14 protein-coding genes are annotated in these 18,444 nt (G+C 69.1%); 2 read left to right on the top strand and 12 right to left on the bottom strand.

Annotated elements, in window-relative coordinates:
• Positions 1 to 18: 18 nt before the first annotated feature.
• The 8 genes from GA0115254_RS40530 to GA0115254_RS40500 form a co-directional block, all read right to left on the bottom strand.
• The gene (locus GA0115254_RS40530) at positions 19 to 549 is read right to left on the bottom strand and encodes a hypothetical protein (RefSeq protein ID WP_093900260.1); all 531 of its coding nucleotides are present in this window, start codon (positions 547 to 549) and stop codon (positions 19 to 21) included.
• A gap of 1,509 nt (positions 550 to 2,058) precedes the next feature.
• The gene (gene mycP, locus GA0115254_RS40525) at positions 2,059 to 3,465 is read right to left on the bottom strand and encodes a type VII secretion-associated serine protease mycosin (protein WP_093900259.1); all 1,407 of its coding nucleotides are present in this window, start codon (positions 3,463 to 3,465) and stop codon (positions 2,059 to 2,061) included.
• Positions 3,466 to 3,492: 27 nt separating this feature from the next.
• Complete coding sequence (locus tag GA0115254_RS44050) at positions 3,493 to 4,962, bottom strand: WXG100 family type VII secretion target (RefSeq protein WP_141720996.1); 1,470 nt, start codon at positions 4,960 to 4,962, stop codon at positions 3,493 to 3,495.
• A 63-nt stretch (positions 4,963 to 5,025) separates the two neighbouring features.
• Positions 5,026 to 5,517, bottom strand: a complete 492-nt coding sequence (locus tag GA0115254_RS40520; RefSeq protein WP_141720995.1) for a hypothetical protein — start codon at positions 5,515 to 5,517, stop codon at positions 5,026 to 5,028.
• A 184-nt stretch (positions 5,518 to 5,701) separates the two neighbouring features.
• Entirely contained in the window at positions 5,702 to 8,038 is a 2,337-nt protein-coding gene (locus GA0115254_RS40515; RefSeq protein WP_093900257.1) for a xanthine dehydrogenase family protein molybdopterin-binding subunit, read from the bottom strand.
• Entirely contained in the window at positions 8,035 to 9,822 is a 1,788-nt protein-coding gene (locus GA0115254_RS40510) for a 2Fe-2S iron-sulfur cluster-binding protein (RefSeq protein ID WP_093900256.1), read from the bottom strand. Before GA0115254_RS40510 ends, GA0115254_RS40515 begins: the two co-directional genes overlap by 4 nt.
• Complete coding sequence (locus tag GA0115254_RS40505) at positions 9,819 to 10,715, bottom strand: FAD binding domain-containing protein (RefSeq protein WP_072484141.1); 897 nt, start codon at positions 10,713 to 10,715, stop codon at positions 9,819 to 9,821. The genes GA0115254_RS40510 and GA0115254_RS40505 overlap by 4 nt, the downstream gene beginning before the upstream one ends.
• 444 nt (positions 10,716 to 11,159) lie before the next feature.
• Positions 11,160 to 12,788: a beta-N-acetylhexosaminidase gene (locus tag GA0115254_RS40500; RefSeq protein WP_093900255.1), complete on the bottom strand. Its 1,629-nt coding sequence runs from the start codon at positions 12,786 to 12,788 to the stop codon at positions 11,160 to 11,162.
• 263 nt (positions 12,789 to 13,051) lie between these two features.
• Here GA0115254_RS40500 and GA0115254_RS40495 point away from each other — a divergent pair, with 263 nt between their 5' ends.
• Positions 13,052 to 13,501, top strand: a complete 450-nt coding sequence (locus GA0115254_RS40495; RefSeq protein WP_256103085.1) for a transposase — start codon at positions 13,052 to 13,054, stop codon at positions 13,499 to 13,501.
• A 40-nt stretch (positions 13,502 to 13,541) separates the two neighbouring features.
• Here GA0115254_RS40495 and GA0115254_RS40490 read toward each other — a convergent pair whose 3' ends face one another.
• Both GA0115254_RS40490 and GA0115254_RS40485 read right to left on the bottom strand, forming a co-directional pair.
• On the bottom strand, positions 13,542 to 13,835 hold the full coding sequence (locus tag GA0115254_RS40490) for a DUF3039 domain-containing protein (RefSeq protein ID WP_093900254.1): 294 nt from the start codon (positions 13,833 to 13,835) through the stop codon (positions 13,542 to 13,544).
• Between the two features lie 30 nt (positions 13,836 to 13,865).
• Positions 13,866 to 14,426 carry a YqgE/AlgH family protein gene (locus tag GA0115254_RS40485; protein ID WP_093900253.1) on the bottom strand — a complete coding sequence of 187 codons (561 nt, stop codon included), beginning with the start codon at positions 14,424 to 14,426 and terminating at the stop codon, positions 13,866 to 13,868.
• Between the two features lie 273 nt (positions 14,427 to 14,699).
• Here GA0115254_RS40485 and murA point away from each other — a divergent pair, with 273 nt between their 5' ends.
• Complete coding sequence (gene murA, locus GA0115254_RS40480) at positions 14,700 to 16,040, top strand: UDP-N-acetylglucosamine 1-carboxyvinyltransferase (RefSeq protein ID WP_093900252.1); 1,341 nt, start codon at positions 14,700 to 14,702, stop codon at positions 16,038 to 16,040.
• 195 nt (positions 16,041 to 16,235) lie between these two features.
• Here murA and GA0115254_RS40475 read toward each other — a convergent pair whose 3' ends face one another.
• A complete protein-coding gene (locus tag GA0115254_RS40475; protein WP_003968811.1) occupies positions 16,236 to 16,517 on the bottom strand; it encodes an HU family DNA-binding protein in 282 nt (93 codons plus the stop codon).
• A 388-nt stretch (positions 16,518 to 16,905) separates the two neighbouring features.
• Positions 16,906 to 18,342, bottom strand: coding sequence for an NAD-dependent malic enzyme (locus tag GA0115254_RS40470; protein WP_093900251.1), 1,437 nt, complete (start codon positions 18,340 to 18,342; stop codon positions 16,906 to 16,908).
• Positions 18,343 to 18,444: the final 102 nt, after the last annotated feature.

Genomic DNA, 18,444 nt, shown 5'->3' with positions numbered 1-18,444 from the left:
GGGCAGGAACCGGAAAGCTCAGCCCTCCCACAGGGCCCAGCCCACCTTCATGGGTGTGTAGCTGGTAATGGTCTTTACTGCTGAGGTCTTGCAGTTGCTGTAGATCTTGTAGCTCGTGCCGGTGTTCTTGAGCCGGTAGACGCCGTAGCTGGCGTTCGTCGTCGTCTTCGGAGGCGTGTCCACCGAGATCTGGTTGCCCATCTTCGCTGTCAGCTTGGCGCTCAGGTTGACTTCCCACTTGCCCTCGATCTTCGCGATCATCGCGTCGATGCTGGTCGTCAGGCCTGCCGTGATGCTGACTCCGACTTCACCGGTGACCTCGGAGGTGAACGTCGAACGCGCGGTGCGTGATGTCCCGTTGTAGTTGGCGTTCGTCGGTCCCACACCCTTGTGGTACTTGGTGCCCTTGGTCTTGGGTGTGTAGACGGCCTGCGTCGGACCGCAATACTCCCCGTTCGTCGTGTCACCCGGCTTGCCCGGCGGAATAGTCTCCTCCGGCTCGGGCTCGGGATCCGTGGCGTCGACCAGATCGCCTTCTTCCGGCTCCATCGGCGGAGCGGTGCCCACCGGCTCCGGGTCATCGGCTGAAACAGCCGATGCCGGCCGCGCGTACGCGGGCGCCGTCGCTATCCCGGCGAGTACAGCGAACGCGATGACGGAACCTACTGATCCCCGTTTGATGATGCTCACGAGGCACCTTTCCCCTAGGCGTCCCTCGTTAGGACGGCATGGCCTCAGTAAGTCATACACGTGATCGAAATCCTAGAGTCACCGCAAAGAACTGATCGTAACTTGAGACTGGAGGCCCTCGTTCCGGGACTGTAAAACGTTCGGTGCAACTCCCGGTCATGGAAGATGTATTGATGACCAGTGAGAACGTGACCGAGGTCGAGTCCGTCAGGTCGTTAAGGTGGCGGGTTTCAGCAGCTCGGCGTTGGTGGCGGAGGCGTCAGGCGGACCAGTGCAGGACGTTGCCGCGGTCGCCTCGGGGGCCAAGGCTAAACAGCGCCGACAGCATCCAGAAACGTGACTGGGCCAGCGCCAGGTCGTATTTTATCGGCGGGACGCCCGCCTATGCGGCTGGCATGGGGGCATGGTTGGTGGAAACATCTGGCGGTGGAGGGCTACATCGAAAGCCGACGCTGATGAACAAGATCGGAGGGCTGGGCGGAAAGGTCTTCGGTTTTCCTGCCGGCGTCGTTGCCACCGGGCTGGATTTCTATTACACCCCTGCACAGAGCGCCTCGGAACGGCCGGACGCGAAAATAATGGCACCCCGAGACCCAGGGAGAGTGCATTGGAAGTGAGGCGTGCAATGAACAGAGGGGAAGGCCTGTCGGGGCGAGGCGGGCGGTTCTTGATCGATGGCATTTTCGGGAATCACAGAATCTTCATTATGGGAATTCTGGGAACCCTGGCGGGTGTCGTGGGAACAGTTTCCGGCATTTCCAATGGGGCAGGAGTGCGTGAAATCCTCTCATTTGTCGGGCTTGGCATACTAGGCTTGCTTCTCGTGCTTGGTTATTTCTACGCCCTCGCAAGGCGACCAAAAGCACCGAGTCGCCGTCAATGACCTTGCCGGCACGGAACCCGCCTGCCCACCCCAAATCCCCGGCGCAGCACAGGGACGCGGGAAAGGGGACATGAATGCGAACTCAACTGCTCGGCCGACCTTATGGAGCTCCGCCGTGCGGCAAGTTGGAGCCGTGAGGGGCTGCGGGAGGGGGCCGGAAGGCCGCCGGGGTGTGAACTCATGCTGAGGGCAAGAAGGCCGGTACAGATACGAAGATTGGTTCGTACGCGCGAGCGCTCGCGCGTCCGGGCTGCTGTGGGCGGCCACCGGCCACCCAACCGGTCTCACCTGCCAGACGTCGACCACCACCGTGCCGCCCATGCCACGCCCCATTGACTCACGGACGGAGCGGGTTCCTCGCCACCGATGACGGTGCCGCGAGGAAGACTGCTCGTCGGCCGGCCGGAAGCCTGCGGAGCAGGGCGGCCGCCGACAATGTCGTCCCGTCTGGCGGCCGACCGGCTTTGTTGTCCTTCAACGCCTGATCAGTTCCTTGGCCCTTCACCGTACGGAGGGTCGCCGTAGGGCGAGTTGAAGCCGGGGTGGCCAGGGGGAGGGGGCCCGAAACTCGGGGGCGTGGGCTGATGTTGCGCCTGGGGCTGCTGGTACGGGTTGGGGTGCGGAGGCTGGTACGGGTACGCGGGCGGTGCGGCTGCGGCGGCCTTGCGGCGGCGGGAGCGGACGGCCAAGGCGGCGGCCGCCGCGCCGATGAGCGCGACTGCGCCGATACCTAGGCCGATCCAGAGGCCGGTCTTGCTGCTGGTGTCGCCGGATGCCGAGGCTGCTGTGGCGGGTTTGTCAGTGTCCTTTGAACTTCCGGTCGCCTTGGAAGGCTCGGCAGAAGGGCTGGGGCTCTCGGCCGCCGCGAGGTCGGGGAGCGGGTACGCGTCGGCCGGGCCGGGGTCGCCCGGGGTCTTCAGGGCAATGCGGGGGCGGACAGAGCCGTAACCCACGTAGTCATTCCGCTTGGCACCGCTGGTCGGACCACCGGCCGTATTCAGCATGACGCGGAGGACCTGATTGTTGGTCCAGTCAGGGTGCTTGGACCAGATGAGGGCGGCAGACGCGGAGGCGATGGCAGTGGCATCACTGGTTCCGCTCGTCTTGCACAACTGAGTTCCGCCTGTGCAGGGGTGGACCATGTCAATGCCTGGCGCCGTGAAATCGATCTGCGGCCCGTACTGGGACTCGTCGGTCTTCTTCCCATCCTGGTCGATGGCCCCAACACCGACAACCCCTGGTGTTCCGACCGGGTATTCCAGCATGTTGGACCCTTTACCGCTGTTGCCGGCGGCAGCAAAGATCAACGATCCGTTGTCGAGTGCGTACTTCACGGCATCCGTCAGGGCCTGCGACCCTGCGTGGGCGCCCAGGGAAATGTTGATGACCTTTGCGCCTCGGTCGACCGCGTACCGAATCGCCACGGGAGCAACCCGATTGAATTCGGCGTCCCCCTCTGCCTGGTTTGCGCCAACTCCGGACTCAGGCATGCGGACTGGGAGAATCTTGGCCCCCGGCGCAAGCCCGAACGCGCCTCTTCCTCCGTTACTTCTTCCCGTCCCTGCGATCAGCCCTGCCATGCTCGTACCATGACCGTCGTAGTCGGTGTGCTCGTCACCCGCGGCATCCGGCTCCAAGTCCTTTCCCTTGAGCACCTGTCCGCCAAGGTCAGGGTTCGATGGATCCACACCACTGTCGAGCACGGCCACAACGACTCCCTTGCCCGTGCTCGTCTTCCACATCTCTTCGGCCTTCATGACATCGAGGTGCCACTGCATGGAGCGTGCGGTGTCGGCAGACGCGGGCATGGCGGCGGCGCCCATCAGAAGCAGGCTCAACGCGACCGACGTCGCGGTTCGCCGTCGTGTAAGTTCCCAGCTCCTGATGCGCATCCGAATCCCTTGTCAGTTCTGTGTTGATCAGTCGATGACCGGCGGGACAACCCGTCGTTCACCCTGCTGCCAGGTCTCATCGTCTTCAACCAGGTAGTCCGGCCGCTCGCCGCCCTCGTCGCGCCCTGCCCCATGCGTCCGAGAGCCTTGAGGAGCGATCCCACCACCCCGTCCTGCCAGCCCTGCGCCGCGCTCGGATTCCCCCGAGGCGCCACCTCTCAGCAGACCTGACCCTCCAGGCGTGAACGGTCGCACACCCGGTCGACCCTGCTGCTGGCGTCCCCCGACCACGCCACCCGCCTCGCTGGCCAGTCGACGTCCGCCGCCAGCTGAGTTCGGAGAAACGCCGGGACCAATCCCACCGCTCATGCCCGGAGCACGTCCCATGGGTGCCGAGCCGTGAGCGTTCTCGGTGCCCATGACCATCCCACGCGGAATACCGACCGCAGGACGGCCTGAGGTTGGGGGCACAACACGCCCGCCGGTGATCCCTGGCCCGGTGGAACGGCCCACGGGCCCAGGGGCAAGCGGATTCACACCCGGGGCAGACACCGGCGGACGTGGCATCCCGAGCGTTCTGCCCCCTCCACTGGTGCGGGGCGGTGCGGAGGGGTTGACACTGGGGACAGGCGGAAGTACGCCCACAGTCGGCGGGAGGACGGTGTCCTGCCTGGGTCCGGTCGGCGGTACCGCAGGGTTGGCGGGCGGGGTGGATGGAGCATCCGGCAGCACGGCCAGTCCATCAATCCCCATATCCACCGGTCTCGAGGCGGGGGGCGACACGGTGTGCGAGGTCATGCCCATGCCCCCGGGCGCCGTCACACCAACTGTTGCATCGGTTTCATGTCCCGATGCAGTGGTGGTGTAACCCGCGCCGCTGGCAGCAGGCCCGTATCCACCTCCAAGCACGACGTGTCCGTCTTGTGCCCCGTCGTGCTTCTGTGCACCCTGCGGCGCGATCGCCTCTGGCATAGCCGGAAACACCGGCTTCTCCAGGCCCGCCATCTGCGTCGACGAGAAGCTGTACGTCTGCGCCAACCTCCGCATCTGCGCAGCCGCCTCTTCGCGGTTCTTCTCCCTCGACGCGATCAACGTCTCTGCTGACTTCTTCGCCACCGCCGACGCATCAGGGTCGTTTCGTGCGGCGAGGGCGGCCTCCAGATTCGCCTGTGCGCCCGCCTCCGTCCGAGGAATCGACACCTGTGCCGACGCGATCGCGTTCGATGCCTCACCGAGCCACTTCGAGGCGCCCTCGCTGTAATCCCCCAGGCGCAGCGTCGCGTTGGCCAGGTCCGCACTCCACGTGCGGAACGCGTTGGCCCCTTCGCCCTTCCACTCCACCCACTGCGGGCGGACCTTCAAGTCCTCGGCAATCTTGCGAATCTCCGACGCCGCGCTCTTCAGACGATCAGCAGCCCCCTGGATCTCACCACTGTTGGCCTGGTCCAGCCACTTCAGCATCTCCTCGTGAGTCTTCTTGTCGAAATCCGTACCCATGACGCCGCCCCTCTCCCCGTCCTCGTCCCCGTCCTTCGCATGCAGAGAACATCTCCACCGGTATCAATAGGCACGGCTGTCAGACGTGTCCCCCGGCTCCTCCGACTTGACCGAAGGCTTGTGTGCGTTCTTCGCCGCAGCGTCCGCCGCGGCCTGTTCTGCCTGGTGGTGGGTCTCCGTGCTGTGCTTGATCGCGAGCATGCGCTGACGAACGTCCAAGTCGACGGACTCGTAGCCCTTGTGGGCCCCGAGGACTGCGATGCTCATGCCTTCGATGGAGTCGGACAGTAGCTGGGACAGCCCCTCCAGCTCCTTGATGACCTTGGAGTACGAGCCGTGGAGGCCATCCGCCTCCACCCACTCACCCTTGCCGCCACCAAACCGCTCGCGCCCCATCGTGTCCTCGCCGACCTTCCCCGGCCCGGCCGGAGACGCCTTGAGGTTGCGCAGGAGCTCGTCGACGCGGTCGCGGAACTTGGTGAACGACGACAGCTCGGTGAACAGTTCGCTCGCGGCGCCCGGTGCCACCGCCCCCATGCCGCCCACGGCACCCACGAAACTCAGTGGATACGCCGGTGATTCCGCCCCCGGATCACTCTGCCCCACAACACCCTCCCCCGTTTAGCAACAGCCGATTGACGCTTCGACTTCAGCCTCGGGGTTCACCTTAGCCAGCAGCGGTGACAGTGCGCACCTCCGGGTTGCATGTGCAACCCGGATCACGCCAACCTTGCAGGGCTCAGGACTTGGGGGCCGCCACCGCCGCCTGGGGCCTGATGGGGAGGCGGTTGATCGGGCGGCCGGTGGCCGCTCGCACGGCTGCGGCCACTGCTGCCGGGGAGGTCACCACGGGTACGGCTGACGCGGGCTTGGCGCCGAAGGGGGCCACCACGTCGCGCTCTTCGATGAGTTTGACGATGCGAATGTCCGGTGCGTCCAGGGCGGTCGGGAGTGCGTAGCCGGTGAGATCGGGGTGGCGGATCAGGCCGCGGGCGCTGCGGAGGTTCTCGGTGAGGGCGGCGCCGATGCCCAGGGTGATGCCCGCCTCGATACGGGTCGCCAGCTGGGACGGGTTGAGGACCCGGCCGACGTCCTGGGCGATCGCCATCTCCACGACCCGTACGGAGCCGAGTTCGATGTCGACGTCCACCACCGCGCGGATCGCGCAGAAGGCGAGGCCGACGAAGGCGTCGCCCTGACCCGACTCGTCCAGGGGCTCGGTCGGGTGGGGGCGGCACTGGGCGGTGGCCCAGAGTTCCTTGCCGTCCATCGCTTCCGTGACCGTCGTGGACAGCACCCCGTCGTACGAGGTGATCTTGCCGTCGGAGATCTGCAGCAGCTCCGTGGACATGCCGAACTTGTGGGCCAGGGGCTGGAGAAGCTGGGTGCGGACCATCTTGGCGGCGCGTTCCACCGCTCCTGCCGAGACCCAGGTGTGGCGGCCGTGCGTCGCCGGGCCCGCCGGGGGCTGGTCGGTGTCGACGGACGCTACGTGGACCTCTTCGATGCCCAGGGTCTCCTGGACCACCTGACGGGCGAGGGTCGAGAAGCCCTGGCCCGTTTCGACCGCGGCGCAGATGACCGTCGCGATGCCGTCGTGGACCCTGACCGTGGCCGTGGAGACCTCGTCGGCGCCCTCCGCCCCGAGCATGTGGACCATGCCGAGCGCATAGCCGACCCCTCGGCGCACCGCACCGGGCTCGCCCGCGCCCTCCGGGCCGCCGGGGAGCAGCCAGTCGTCCTCCGGGGCGTCCTTGGGGAGGTCGGGGAGGGGGAAGTCCCGTACAGCGTCAAGAAGTTCGGCTACCGGTGCCGGGCAGGTCACCGTCTGGCCGGTGGGGAGGATGTCCCCGGTGGACAGGGCGTTGCGCAGGCGCAATTCGGCCGGGTCGATGCCCAGCTTGGCGGCCAGTTTGTCCATCTGGCCCTCGTACGCCGCGCAGACCTGCATCGCGCCCTCGCCGCGCACATGACCCGACGGCGGGTTGTTCGTACGGACCGCCCAGCCCTCGATGAAGGCGTGCGGGACGACGTACGGTCCACAGGCGAACGCGACCGCTGCGGCCAGCGACTCGGACGAGGCGTCGGCGTACGCGCCCGCGTCGAGCAGGATCTGTGCCTCGACCTTCACCAGCCGGCCCTCGGCGTCCGCGTGATGGCGGTAACGCAGCAGCGTCGGGTGGCGGTGGGCGTGGCCGAGGAAGGACTCCTCGCGGGTGGCGGCCAGTTTGACCGGGCAGCCGGTGCGTAGGGCGAGCAGCCCGAGTGGGAGCTGGAAGCCGGGGTCCTCCCGGTCGCCGGTCGCTCCGGGGACGCCCGTGACGACTACCTTCACCCGGTCCGGTTCGAGGCCGAAGCAGGCGGCGGCGAGATCGCGGTCGGTGTGCGGGTCGGTGGAGGCGGTGTAGATCTCCACTCCGCCGTCGGGGCGGGGCACGGCGAGTCCGGCTTCGGCGCCGATCGGGGCCGGGTCCTGACGGCCGATGCGGTACAGGCCCTCGACGACGACCTCGCCGGTGACATCCGGGTCGCCGTAGCGCAGCGGGATGTGGCGGATCAGATTGCCGTCGGGGTGCAGGGGCTCGGCCTCGAATGCCTTCTCCGGGTCGGTGACCGGTTCGAGGACCTCGTACTCGACGGCAATGGCCGCGGCGGCGAGCCGGGCCGTGTCGGGGTGGTCGGCGGCGACCGCGGCGATCGGCTCGCCGTGGTGGCGCGCCAGGTCGGAGGCGAAGACGGGGCGGTCTACGACCGTGCGCCCGTACGCGCTCTCCCCGGGTACGTCCTCGTGCGTGACGACGGCCCGTACCCCCGGCATCTCGACGGCGGCCGAGGTGTCGATGGACAGGATGCGGGCGTGCGGGTGCGGGGAGCGGAGGAAGGCTGCCCACAGCAAGCCCTCGGCCCAGAGGTCGGCGGCGTACGGGAAGGTGCCCTCGGTCTTGGCGCGCGCGTCGGCGGGCGGGAGGGAGACGCCCAGGCCGAGTGCGGGCGGCTCGGTGTCGGGGCCTTCGACCGGCGGTGTGGTGATCCGTGTGCTGGTCGCGTTGGCAGCGGTGGCTGCGTCGTTGCTCACGCCATGCCTCCGTCCTGCAGGTGCGGCTGAACACTACCCGCGCCGGGGGCCGCCTGGTGCGGGATGCGGGCCTCGTCGGACTCCGGGGACGAGGAGTCCGACGAGGCGGGGTCGGTGATCGCCTCACGGCCCGCGATGACCTCGTTCACGGCGTCGAGGACACCCCGGTAGCCGGAGCAGCGGCAGAGGTTGCCGCAGAGCGCCTGACGCGTCTCCAGTTCGCTGGGGGCGTGGTTGCCCTCCAGCAGGTCGTGGATGGTCATGGCCATGCCGGGGATGCAGAAGCCGCACTGGACGGCACCGCACTTGGCGAGGGCGCGTTGGACGTCCGACGGCTCGCCGTCCACGGCCAGACCCTCGACCGTACGGACCTCGCTGCCGGCCGCGGTCGCCGCGGGGACCAGGCAGGAGGCGACCAGTCGGCCGTCCACCTGGACGTTGCAGGCACCGCACTCGCCCTGCGAGCAGCCGTCCTTGGCACCGGCGAGGCCGAGGCGCTCGCGGAGTACGTAGAGGAGCGACTCGCCGATCCAGGCGTCGGTGACGGGGCGGTCGGCGCCGTTCACATGCAGGACGTAGGAGGCGGCGGGGTGCTCGCTGGGGAGCGGTGAGGCTTCCGGCGGGGCGTCCGGTGATGGTGCGTCCGGGGCCGTTTCCGGCTCGGGGCCGGGTGCCGTGTCGGCCGGCGGCTCTGCCGGGTGGTGCTCGGGCGTGGCCTCCACCGACGGCTCTGCCGGGTGGTGCTCGGGCGTGGCCTCCACCGGGTGCTCGGCCGGGGTGCCGGCCGCCGGAACGGTGTCGGGGGCCGGGATCTGTGCGACGTCCGTCCCGAGAGCGGGGGTGTCTCCGGCAGCGGGTACGGGTACGTCGTCGGCAGCCGTCCTCGGTGCTGCCTCCGGAGCCTGGAGGGTGCTGTCTTCGTACGCGGACGGCTCCACCGCAGGCGCGGAGTCGGCTCCCGACGCGTGCTCCGGCTCGACGTCCGCTCCGGGTGCCGACTGATCCACCGCGAGCTCGGGCTCGGGGTCCGCGACCGGCTGCTGGGTCGCCCACGGTGCCGGCGCACCGCCCGGCAGCGTGGCCGGCGGGGTCCGGTCCGCGTACCACTGGGAGGCCAGAGCCGACGCCGCGAACTCGCCGGACTCCTCCGGGAGGTCACCGTCGGCGACCGGAATCGTCCACTGGCCGGTGTGTCCGGCGGGATCGGCATGACCGCTGCGCCCGGACTGACCACTGTGCTCGGGCTGACCGCTGTGGTCGGGCTGGCCGCCGTGCCCGGACTGACCGCTGTGCTCGGCCGGAGCAGCGTGTCCGGCCTGACCACTGTGGTCCGCGTAACCGCCGAACTCACCGAACTCGGTGGGCTCGGCGGACTCGGCGAAGTTCCACTGGCCCGTCGCGGCCGGCGTCTCCCGGTACTGCTCCTGCTGCGGGTACTCGTACCCGTACTGCGGCTGCTGCTGGTTCGGGTCCGGCCAGTGCACCGCGTCGGATGGCGGCTGCTCCGCTTCCGGCCCGCGCTCCTGCCGGCTCTGCGTCTGCATGACCCAGCTGCCCGTGGCCGCCGGGTCGAGCCCGGCCGCGGGGGTCAGCGGCAGGATCATCGGCGGTACGTAGCCGTGGCCGGGCGCGGCCAGCGGGATGTCCGCCAGGTCCTCCGGCGGCAGATGGACGAAGGCCGTCGCCTCGGCGTCGTACTCGCCGCCCTGCGGCGTCGGCTGCCAGCCCCCGTGCTGCGGCTGCTCCCGCTGCCCGTGCTGATCGTTGTGGTCCTCGTTGCTCACGACAGTGCCCTCCCCAGCGCTCGTCGGGCCAGCGCGGCGACGGTTCGCCGCAGATGCAGTACGGCGGGGGGCAGCGGTGGCGCCTCTCCCCCGTCGGCGGGCGGTGCCTGGTCCGGGATGCAGGCCGCGGCGACGTACTCGCCGAAGGCGGCCAGCGCATCGGGGGCCAGGCCCCGTTCGCCGTCCCAGTCGATCAGTGAGGCGATCCAGCGCTCGGCCTCCAGCGGCCGCAGCGGCATCGGCGCGATGGCGCCGACCGCGCAGCGCACTCCGCGCCGGGCCGGGTCGAGGACGATCGCGACGGATGCGGTGGCGCGGCCGGGACCGGTGCGGCCGGTGGCCTTCAGGAAGACCTGGGGGGCGTGCAGCAGCGGTACCCGGACGAAGCCGATCAGTTCGGCGGGTTCGAGCATGTCGCGGCCGGCCAGCAGGTGCGAGACCGGGATCTCGCGGCGGGCGCCGCCGGGGCCCGCGATGACGAGCTCGGCCTCCAGCGCGGCGAGCACCGGCAGGGCGTCACCGGTCGGGGCGGCGGTGGCGATGTTGCCACCGAGTGTTCCGGCGTTACGGATCTGGGGCGGGCCCGCGGCACGTGCGGACGCGGCCAGGGCGGGGATGAGGGCGGCGAAGTCGGGCCGCCCCATGCGTGCGTGGGTGAGTCCGGCGCCGAGCAGGGCGTGGCCGTCCTGGTAGTGCCAGCCGCGGAGCTCGCTGATCCGGCCGAGCCCGACCAGCCCCGAGGGGCGCAGCAGCCCCTTGTTGACGGCCGACATCAGGTCTGTACCGCCTGCCACAGGAACGGCGGCGGGCATGGCGCCCAGCGCCGCCACGGCCTCGTCGAGCGAGGCCGGCAGTGTCACGGACTGCGTCGCCTGCGGTGCGTGCGTGGTCAACCCAGCTGCCCCTTCCCGGTGTCCCGGCGGTCCGGCTCGTTTCGCCGTACGGTACGTGCTCAAAGCCCGGACGTGGCAACTCTGGCACATCTTCCGACCGACCCGACGCGAGGGTCCGCGAAGGGCGCATCCGTCCCCGACCAGGGGGATGGTCACGATTCGCCCCGCTTCGACACAGAGCGCGAATTGTCACTCTTCGGCGAGCCTTGTTCGGCTTGTTCCGTTACGGCTGTTCCGGTCCGGCGGGGGCGCATTCCGGTCCAGCGGTGCCGCGTTCCGGTCCGGCGGTGACGCGTTCCGGTCCGAGTGTGGCCGCTTCCGGCTGCTCCGTGCCGACGGAACGCGTTCCGGTATTCCGTTCCGGCGGGGTGCGTCACAGGGGAACGAACGCCGGCCGTCACGCTCCCGGGGAGGGTGACGGCCGGAGCCGGAGCGCGACCGGCATCACACGTTCGGGGGCGGTCCCTCAAGGGGGCGCCCGAGGACGCCCGGGCGCTGCTGCCGGGGCAACGGGCCGCTCGGCGGCCGGTAGTCGACGCCGAGCGCGTCAAGTCGGGCGTAGTGCGTGGTCATTCGGCGTTCGAAGTCGGTGAAGTCCCGTTCGGCGGAGGCGGGCAGGGGCGACCAGGCGACCTCCGCGAACGCCGCGAGGCGTGGGAAGACCTGGTAGTCGACGCGGGCCCGGTTCTGCATGACCTCGGTCCAGACATTGGCCTGGGTGCCGAGGATGTGACGGGCCGCCTCCTCGGAAAGGCCCGGAGGTACGGGTTCGAAGCGGTAGACGTCCTCCAGGGTGCGGACGAAGCCGATGGGCATCGGCTCGTCGGCGCCGCCGTCCTGACGGTGGTCCAGGTACACGTGCTGCTCCGGGCACATCACCACGTCGTGGCCGGCCTCGGCGGCGGCGATGCCTCCTCCGTACCCCCGCCAGGACGACACGGCGGCGCCCGCCGGGAGGCCGCCTTCGAGGATTTCGTCCCAGCCGATGAGCCGGCGTCCGCGTGCGGTGAGCCAGGTGTCGAAGTGCCGGATGACCCAGGACTGCAGCTCGTCCTCGTTGGCCAGGCCGAATTCCTCGATCCGGGCCTGGGCGGCCGGGGACTCCTTCCACTGGTCCTTGCGGCACTCGTCGCCACCGATGTGGATGAACGGCGAGGTGGCGGCGGGGAAGAGATCGAGGACCTCTTCGAGGACTCCCTCGAAGAAGCGCAGGGTGTTGTCAGTGGGGGCGAGTACGTTCGCGTTGATGCCCCAGGTGTCCCAGACGGAGAGGGTGGTGGTGTCGATGACGTCGGTGTTGCCCAGTTCGGGGTACGCGGCGATGGCGGCCTGCGAGTGGCCCGGGATGTCGATCTCGGGGACGACGCGGATATGCCGCTCGGCGGCGTACGCGACGATCTCGCGGATGTCGTCCTGCGTGTAGTAGCCGCCGTGCGGGGTCTCGTCCCACAGTTCGGAGGCCCGGTGGCCGTGCTTGGTACGGGACCGCCAGGAGCCGACCTCGGTGAGACGCGGGTAGCGCGTGATCTCGATGCGCCAGCCCTGGTCGTCGGTGAGGTGGAAGTGGAAGACGTTCAGCTTGTGCGCGGCAAGGAGGTCGAGGTAGCGCAGGACGTCGTCCTTGGGCAGGAAGTGCCGGGCCACGTCGAGCATCATGCCGCGCCAGGGGAAGCGGGGGCTGTCCTCGATCTCCGTGAAGGGGATGACCCACTTCTTGTCGGAGTGGACAGGCGCGCGGCGGAAAGCGTCGGGGCCAAGGAGCTGACGCAGGGTCTGGGCCCCCCAGAAAACCCCAGCCGCGCTGCCGCCGCGGATCTCAATGCCCTGGCTCCGGACCACACCGAGCTTGTACGCCTCGGGCTCCAGGGCGTCGTCGATGTGCAGCGCGACCGAATTCTTGGCCCTTTCATCTCCCGGCAGCAGTTGCAGACCGAGGGCAGGACCAACCATGGAACGCAGCCAGCGCTCCGTGGTCTCTGTGCCGGGCGCCGCGTAAAGCGTGGTGCTCCGGTCCAGCAGGAAACCATCGGGGGCCAGGCCTTCGACGGCGACGGGCGCGGGGATCAGATCCATGGGTTCAGCGTCTCAGATGAAGTGCCATCCCGGTGAGGTCGGTTGCTCGGGCGAGTGCGCGCAGCAGTCCCCGATCAGCGCCGATGCACGCGCCCGGGGCCTTCGCCCGTCAACCGGCGAAGAGCGGCACCCGCTACCGATGATTCATGCGCAGTTCTCGGCCCTTCGGGTTGGAGGTGAAGTACTTCTGGCGCAGGCGACGGGAGGAGCCGCCTTGAGCGAGCTGACCAACTCGAAAAATCGAGGACCTGCGCGTGACGAACATGACCGCCAGCGCCAAAGGCGCCGCAAAGCAACCCGGCCGCAACGTAAGGCAGAAGGCCGGACTCAACCGATCCATCCTCGACAACTGCCCCGGTGAACGCAGGCGGCAGCCGGAATACAAATGCCTCCTGTACGGCTCCGAGCTGCGACCGGTGCCGCCGTTTCACACCTCGCAGACCTGCGCGGCCTGCGGCCGGACGGATCCGCAGTCCCGCAAAGGCTGCGGCCGACTGTTCGCGTGCGTGCACTGCGGGCACGAGGACGACGCTGACCACAACGCCTCGGTCGAGATCGAGGCCCGAGCCCGCCAGGGGGGAACCTCCCATGCCCTTCGGGCTATGGGGGAGGGTGGCTCGGTCAACAACAGCACGCACAGGCGCCCTTTGGTGCCGAGTCCCGCCCTCCGGCGGAGGCGGACGCGTGAAACCCAACCGGCCACCTTCGGGTAGCCAAAGGGAATCTCCCGGCTTCGGAGCCGGGAGAGGATCGTCAATTCTTGTCCTTGCCGCCCTTGCCCTTGTCCTTGTCGCCGCCGGCACCCATGGACTCGTAGATCTCCTTGCACATGGGACAGACCGGATACTTCTTCGGGTCGCGACCCGGGACCCAGACCTTGCCGCACAGTGCGACCACGGGGGTGCCCTCCAGGGCACTCGCCATGATCTTGTCCTTCTGGACGTAATGGGCGTAGCGCTCGTGGTCGCCGTCGCCGTTCGACACCTGCGGCGTCGGCTCTACGAGGGTGCCCGTACCTGCCCCGCGCTCGGGCTCAAGAGTGCTCATAAACGCCAAGGGTACTGAAAGCCCGGAGCATCAGTTCAGCGAAGGGTCGTCCGGATAGGTGGCGATCATCGCCAGTTCGCTGCGCTGGCGGCGCAGGACCGCTCGCCAGAGGTGTTCGGGGCGCGGGGAGGAGACGTCTCCGGGCTCGGACTCGACGACGTACCAGGCCCCCTCGCCGAGTTCCGTCTCCAGCTGTCCGGGGCCCCAGCCGGCGTACCCGGCAAAGATCCGCAGCGAGCCGAGCGCCGCGGCCAGCAGTTCCGGCGGGGCCTCCAGGTCCACCAGGCCGATCGCCCCGTACACCCGGCGCCAGCCGAGCGGGCCCTCGTCGCCGGGGATGACGGCCACGCCGAGCGCAGAGTCGAGCGAGACCGGGCCGCCCTGGAAGACGACGTCGGGTTCGCCGGTCAGGCCGGCCCAGGACGTGAGGATGTCGCCGACGCCGACGGGGGTCGGGCGGTTGAGGACCACGCCGAGTGAGCCCTCCTCGTCGTGGTCGAGGAGCAGCACCACCGCGCGGTCGAAATTCGGGTCCGCGAGCGCGGGTGTGGCCACGAGCAGTCGCCCTGTGAGCGAGGACACCTCGGTCATGGCAGAAATGATCCCGCATCTTCGCTCTCCGCGGGGACCAAGTGGGCCGCCCGGTCGCCGAGGGGGACCGGGCGCAGCTCAGGGCGTACGGATGCACGGGGAGCGCGCCGCCCGGAGGGCGTTGCGGACGGTAACCCTCCGCAAGAGTCGGGGAGCAGAGCGTGTTGTGGCGAATTCATGACGTTCGCACACCCCCGCTCCCTTACGGAGGGGGCTGTGGGCCATTACCCTTTCGGTTGGCCCCCTGCCCGACCACTCCGGAACGCGAGATTCATGACCGGCACAGACGATGTCCTGCTTGTCCACGGCGGAACCCCGCTGGAGGGCGAGATCCGCGTCAGAGGCGCCAAGAACCTGGTGCCGAAGGCAATGGTCGCCGCGCTGCTCGGCAGCGGACCCAGCCGGCTGCGCAATGTGCCCGACATCCGCGACGTGCGGGTGGTGCGGGGGCTGCTGCAGTTGCACGGTGTGACGGTCCGGCCGGGTGACGAACCGGGCGAGCTGATCCTGGACCCGACCCATGTCGAGAGCGCCAATGTCGCCGACATCGATGCCCACGCGGGCTCGTCGCGCATCCCGATCCTCTTCTGCGGCCCGCTGCTGCACCGGCTGGGCCATGCGTTCATCCCGGGGCTCGGCGGCTGTGACATCGGCGGCCGGCCGATCGACTTCCACTTCGACGTGCTGCGGCAGTTCGGCGCGACCATCGAGAAGCGGGCGGACGGCCAGTATCTGGAGGCCCCGCAGCGGCTGCGCGGCACGAAGATCCGGCTGCCGTACCCGTCGGTGGGCTCCACCGAGCAGGTGTTGCTGACGGCCGTGCTCGCCGAGGGCGTCACCGAGCTGTCCAACGCGGCCGTGGAGCCGGAGATCGAGGACCTCATCTGCGTACTGCAGAAGATGGGCGCGATCATCTCGATGGACACCGACCGGACGATCCGGATCACCGGTGTCGACCGGCTGGACGGTTATACGCACCGGGCGATCCCGGACCGTCTGGAGGCGGCCTCCTGGGCGTCCGCGGCGCTGGCCACCGAGGGCAACATCTACGTGCGGGGCGCACAGCAGCGCTCGATGATGACGTTCCTGAACACCTTCCGCCGGGTCGGCGGGGCGTTCGAGATCGACGACGAGGGCATCCGCTTCTGGCACCCGGGCGGCGCGTTGAACGCCATCGCCCTGGAGACGGACGTGCACCCCGGCTTCCAGACCGACTGGCAGCAGCCGCTGGTCGTGGCCCTGACGCAGGCCTCGGGCCTGTCCATCGTCCACGAGACGGTGTACGAGTCCCGGCTCGGCTTCACCTCCGCGCTCAATCAGATGGGCGCGCACATCCAGCTCTACCGCGAGTGCCTGGGCGGCTCCGACTGCCGCTTCGGTCAGCGCAACTTCCTGCACTCCGCGGTCGTGTCCGGGCCGACGAAGCTGCAGGGCGCGGATCTGGTCATTCCGGACCTGCGCGGCGGTTTCTCGTATCTGATCGCCGCGCTGGCGGCGCAGGGCACGTCGCGGGTGCACGGCATCGACCTGATCAACCGCGGCTACGAGAACTTCATGGAGAAGCTGGAGAAGCTCGGCGCGAAGGTGGAGCTGCCGGGCGGGGCGCTGGTCTGAGGCGCGGCGCCCGAGGGTTGCTGACGGGGGTTCGGGGCGCTGCCCCGGGCCCCCGTTCTCCGTTTGCGGGAGGGGCCGGGCCCGCACCCCTGGTCCGCAATGGCGGCAGAAGCCCGGAAACGGGCCCTCTGGGGCCGGTGCACCGAAGGGCGGTCACCCTGGTCGGGTGACCGCCCTTCGTCGCGCCTGTGGGGCTTACTTGCCCTTGGCGGCTTCCTTGAGCTTGGAGCCCGCGGAGACCTTCACGCTGTAGCCGGCCGGGATGTTGATCGGGTCGCCGGTCTGCGGGTTACGAGCGGTGCGAGCGGCACGGTGGGTGCGCTCGAAGGTCAGGAAGCCGGGGATGGTGACCTTCTCGTCGCCCTTGGCGACGATCTCACCGACGGTCTCGGCGAGCGCGGCCAGCACGGCGTCGGCGTCCTTGCGAGTCACCTCGGCGCGGTCGGCCAGGGCGGCCACCAGCTCACTGCGGTTCATGTTGTTACTCCCGTGTTCTTCTTGCCTGTGAGGCGTGAGATCGAAGCCGATGCTGCCAGGGCCCTCGGACAGTCCCCGGACCCGGGTCTGTCGTCAGACCCTCGCGCCCGATTACGCATCCTGCCCCCACCTGCGGCGGGAAAGCCAATCCGGCACCCTCCGGAGTCACACGAAAAGCACCACTGCCTCGTCGTGGTGACGTTCCGTCGACTCCCCGAAAGCGGTCCGCAGCGGATGCGGGGCTCTGCGGGACGCGCCGCCCGCCCACCCTAAAGGGGCGTTTGTGGCGCCGCGACCCGCGACGCGCCGTACGTCAGGCCAACGTGAGGGGCGCCACGGCCGTGGGCGACGCCGACAGGGGCCGTGGCGGGTTCTGTGAGTGAACGGTTCAGTCGAGGTCGCCCGAGCCCGTCACAGCGCCGCTCCCCGCCTTCGCGGCCTCCCGGACGGCACCGGCGACCGCTCCCGCCACCCTGTCGTTGAAGACCGACGGGATGATGTAGTTCGCGTTCACCTCGTCCTCGGCGACGACATCGGCGAGGGCGCGCGCCGCGGCGAGCATCATCTCCGTGTTGACGGTGCGGGACTGGGCGTCCAGCAGACCGCGGAAGACACCCGGGAAGACCAGCACGTTGTTGATCTGGTTCGGGAAGTCGGAGCGGCCGGTGGCGACAACTGCCGCCGTCTGGCGGGCGATTGCCGGGTCGACCTCGGGGTCCGGGTTCGCGAGCGCGAACACGATCGCATCGTCGGCCATGGCGGCGACATCGGCGCCGTCCAGCACGTTCGGAGCGGAGACGCCGATGAAGACATCGGCACCCACGACGGCCTGCTTGAGGGTGCCGGTGATGGATTCGGGGTTGGTGTTGTCGGCGATCCAGCGCAGCGGCGAGTCGGCGTCGGCGGAGACCAGGTCCTCGCGGCCCGCGTGCACCACGCCGTGGATGTCGGCGACGACGGCGTGCTTGACGCCCGCGGCGATGAGGAGCTTCAGGATGGCCGTACCGGCTGCTCCGGCGCCGGACATGACGACCCGCACGTCCCCGATTCCCTTGCCCACCACGCGCAGTGCGTTGGTCAGCGCGGCCAGGACCACGATCGCGGTGCCGTGCTGGTCGTCGTGGAAGACGGGGATGTCCAGGGCCTCGCGCAGCCGTGCCTCGATCTCGAAGCAGCGGGGTGCGGAGATGTCCTCCAGGTTGATGCCCGCGAAGCCGGGGGCGATCGCCTTGACGATTTCGACGATGGCGTCGGTGTCCTGGGTGTCCAGGCAGATCGGCCAGGCGTCGATGCCGGCGAACCGCTTGAAGAGGGCCGCCTTGCCCTCCATCACCGGGAGGGCGGCCATCGGACCGATGTTGCCGAGGCCGAGCACGGCGGAGCCGTCCGTCACAACTGCGACGGAGTTGCGCTTGATGGTGAGGCGGCGGGCGTCCTCGGGGTTCTCGGCGATCGCCATGCAGACCCGGGCCACACCCGGGGTGTAGATCATCGAGAGGTCGTCACGGTTGCGGATGGGGTGCTTGGACGCCATCTCGATCTTGCCGCCGAGGTGCATCAGGAACGTACGGTCGGAGACCTTGCCGAGCACGACACCCTCGATGCCGCGCAGGTTTTCGACGATCTCGTCGGCGTGCGAGGTGGAAGTGGCGGCGATGGTGACGTCGATCCGCAGCTTCTCGTGGCCGGAGGCGGTCACATCGAGGCCGGTGACCGAACCGCCGGAGGACTCCACGGCCGTGGTCAGCTGGGAGACTGCTGTGCCGCTCGCGGGCACCTCCAGCCTGACCGTCATCGAGTACGAGACGCTGGGAGCCGTTGCCATGGCCGAGTCCTTCGCTTTCCTTAGCTTCATTGCCGCGCGGCCGGGGCGCTCGCCTCGGACACGCTTCCCGATCGTCGCACCTACTGGCTGGTAGCCGGTAAT

Source organism: Streptomyces sp. Ncost-T10-10d (assembly GCF_900091955.1).
Taxonomy (GTDB): Bacteria; Actinomycetota; Actinomycetes; order Streptomycetales; family Streptomycetaceae; genus Streptomyces.
Note: the sequence above shows the minus strand (reverse complement) of the source record. Positions and strands in the feature narration are given on the sequence as shown.

What these genes read in the sequence shown, in the direction of transcription:
- GA0115254_RS40530 (WP_093900260.1), bottom strand. Translation starts at nt 549, where the DNA reads ATGGAGCCGGAAGAAGGCGATCTGGTCGACGCCACGGATCCCGAGCCC.
- mycP (WP_093900259.1), bottom strand. Translation starts at nt 3,465, where the DNA reads ATGCGCATCAGGAGCTGGGAACTTACACGACGGCGAACCGCGACGTCG.
- GA0115254_RS44050 (WP_141720996.1), bottom strand. Translation starts at nt 4,962, where the DNA reads ATGGGTACGGATTTCGACAAGAAGACTCACGAGGAGATGCTGAAGTGG.
- GA0115254_RS40500 (WP_093900255.1), bottom strand. Translation starts at nt 12,788, where the DNA reads ATGGATCTGATCCCCGCGCCCGTCGCCGTCGAAGGCCTGGCCCCCGAT.
- GA0115254_RS40495 (WP_256103085.1), top strand. Translation starts at nt 13,052, where the DNA reads ATGACCGCCAGCGCCAAAGGCGCCGCAAAGCAACCCGGCCGCAACGTA.
- GA0115254_RS40490 (WP_093900254.1), bottom strand. Translation starts at nt 13,835, where the DNA reads ATGAGCACTCTTGAGCCCGAGCGCGGGGCAGGTACGGGCACCCTCGTA.
- GA0115254_RS40485 (WP_093900253.1), bottom strand. Translation starts at nt 14,426, where the DNA reads ATGACCGAGGTGTCCTCGCTCACAGGGCGACTGCTCGTGGCCACACCC.
- murA (WP_093900252.1), top strand. Translation starts at nt 14,700, where the DNA reads ATGACCGGCACAGACGATGTCCTGCTTGTCCACGGCGGAACCCCGCTG.
- GA0115254_RS40475 (WP_003968811.1), bottom strand. Translation starts at nt 16,517, where the DNA reads ATGAACCGCAGTGAGCTGGTGGCCGCCCTGGCCGACCGCGCCGAGGTG.
- GA0115254_RS40470 (WP_093900251.1), bottom strand. Translation starts at nt 18,342, where the DNA reads ATGGCAACGGCTCCCAGCGTCTCGTACTCGATGACGGTCAGGCTGGAG.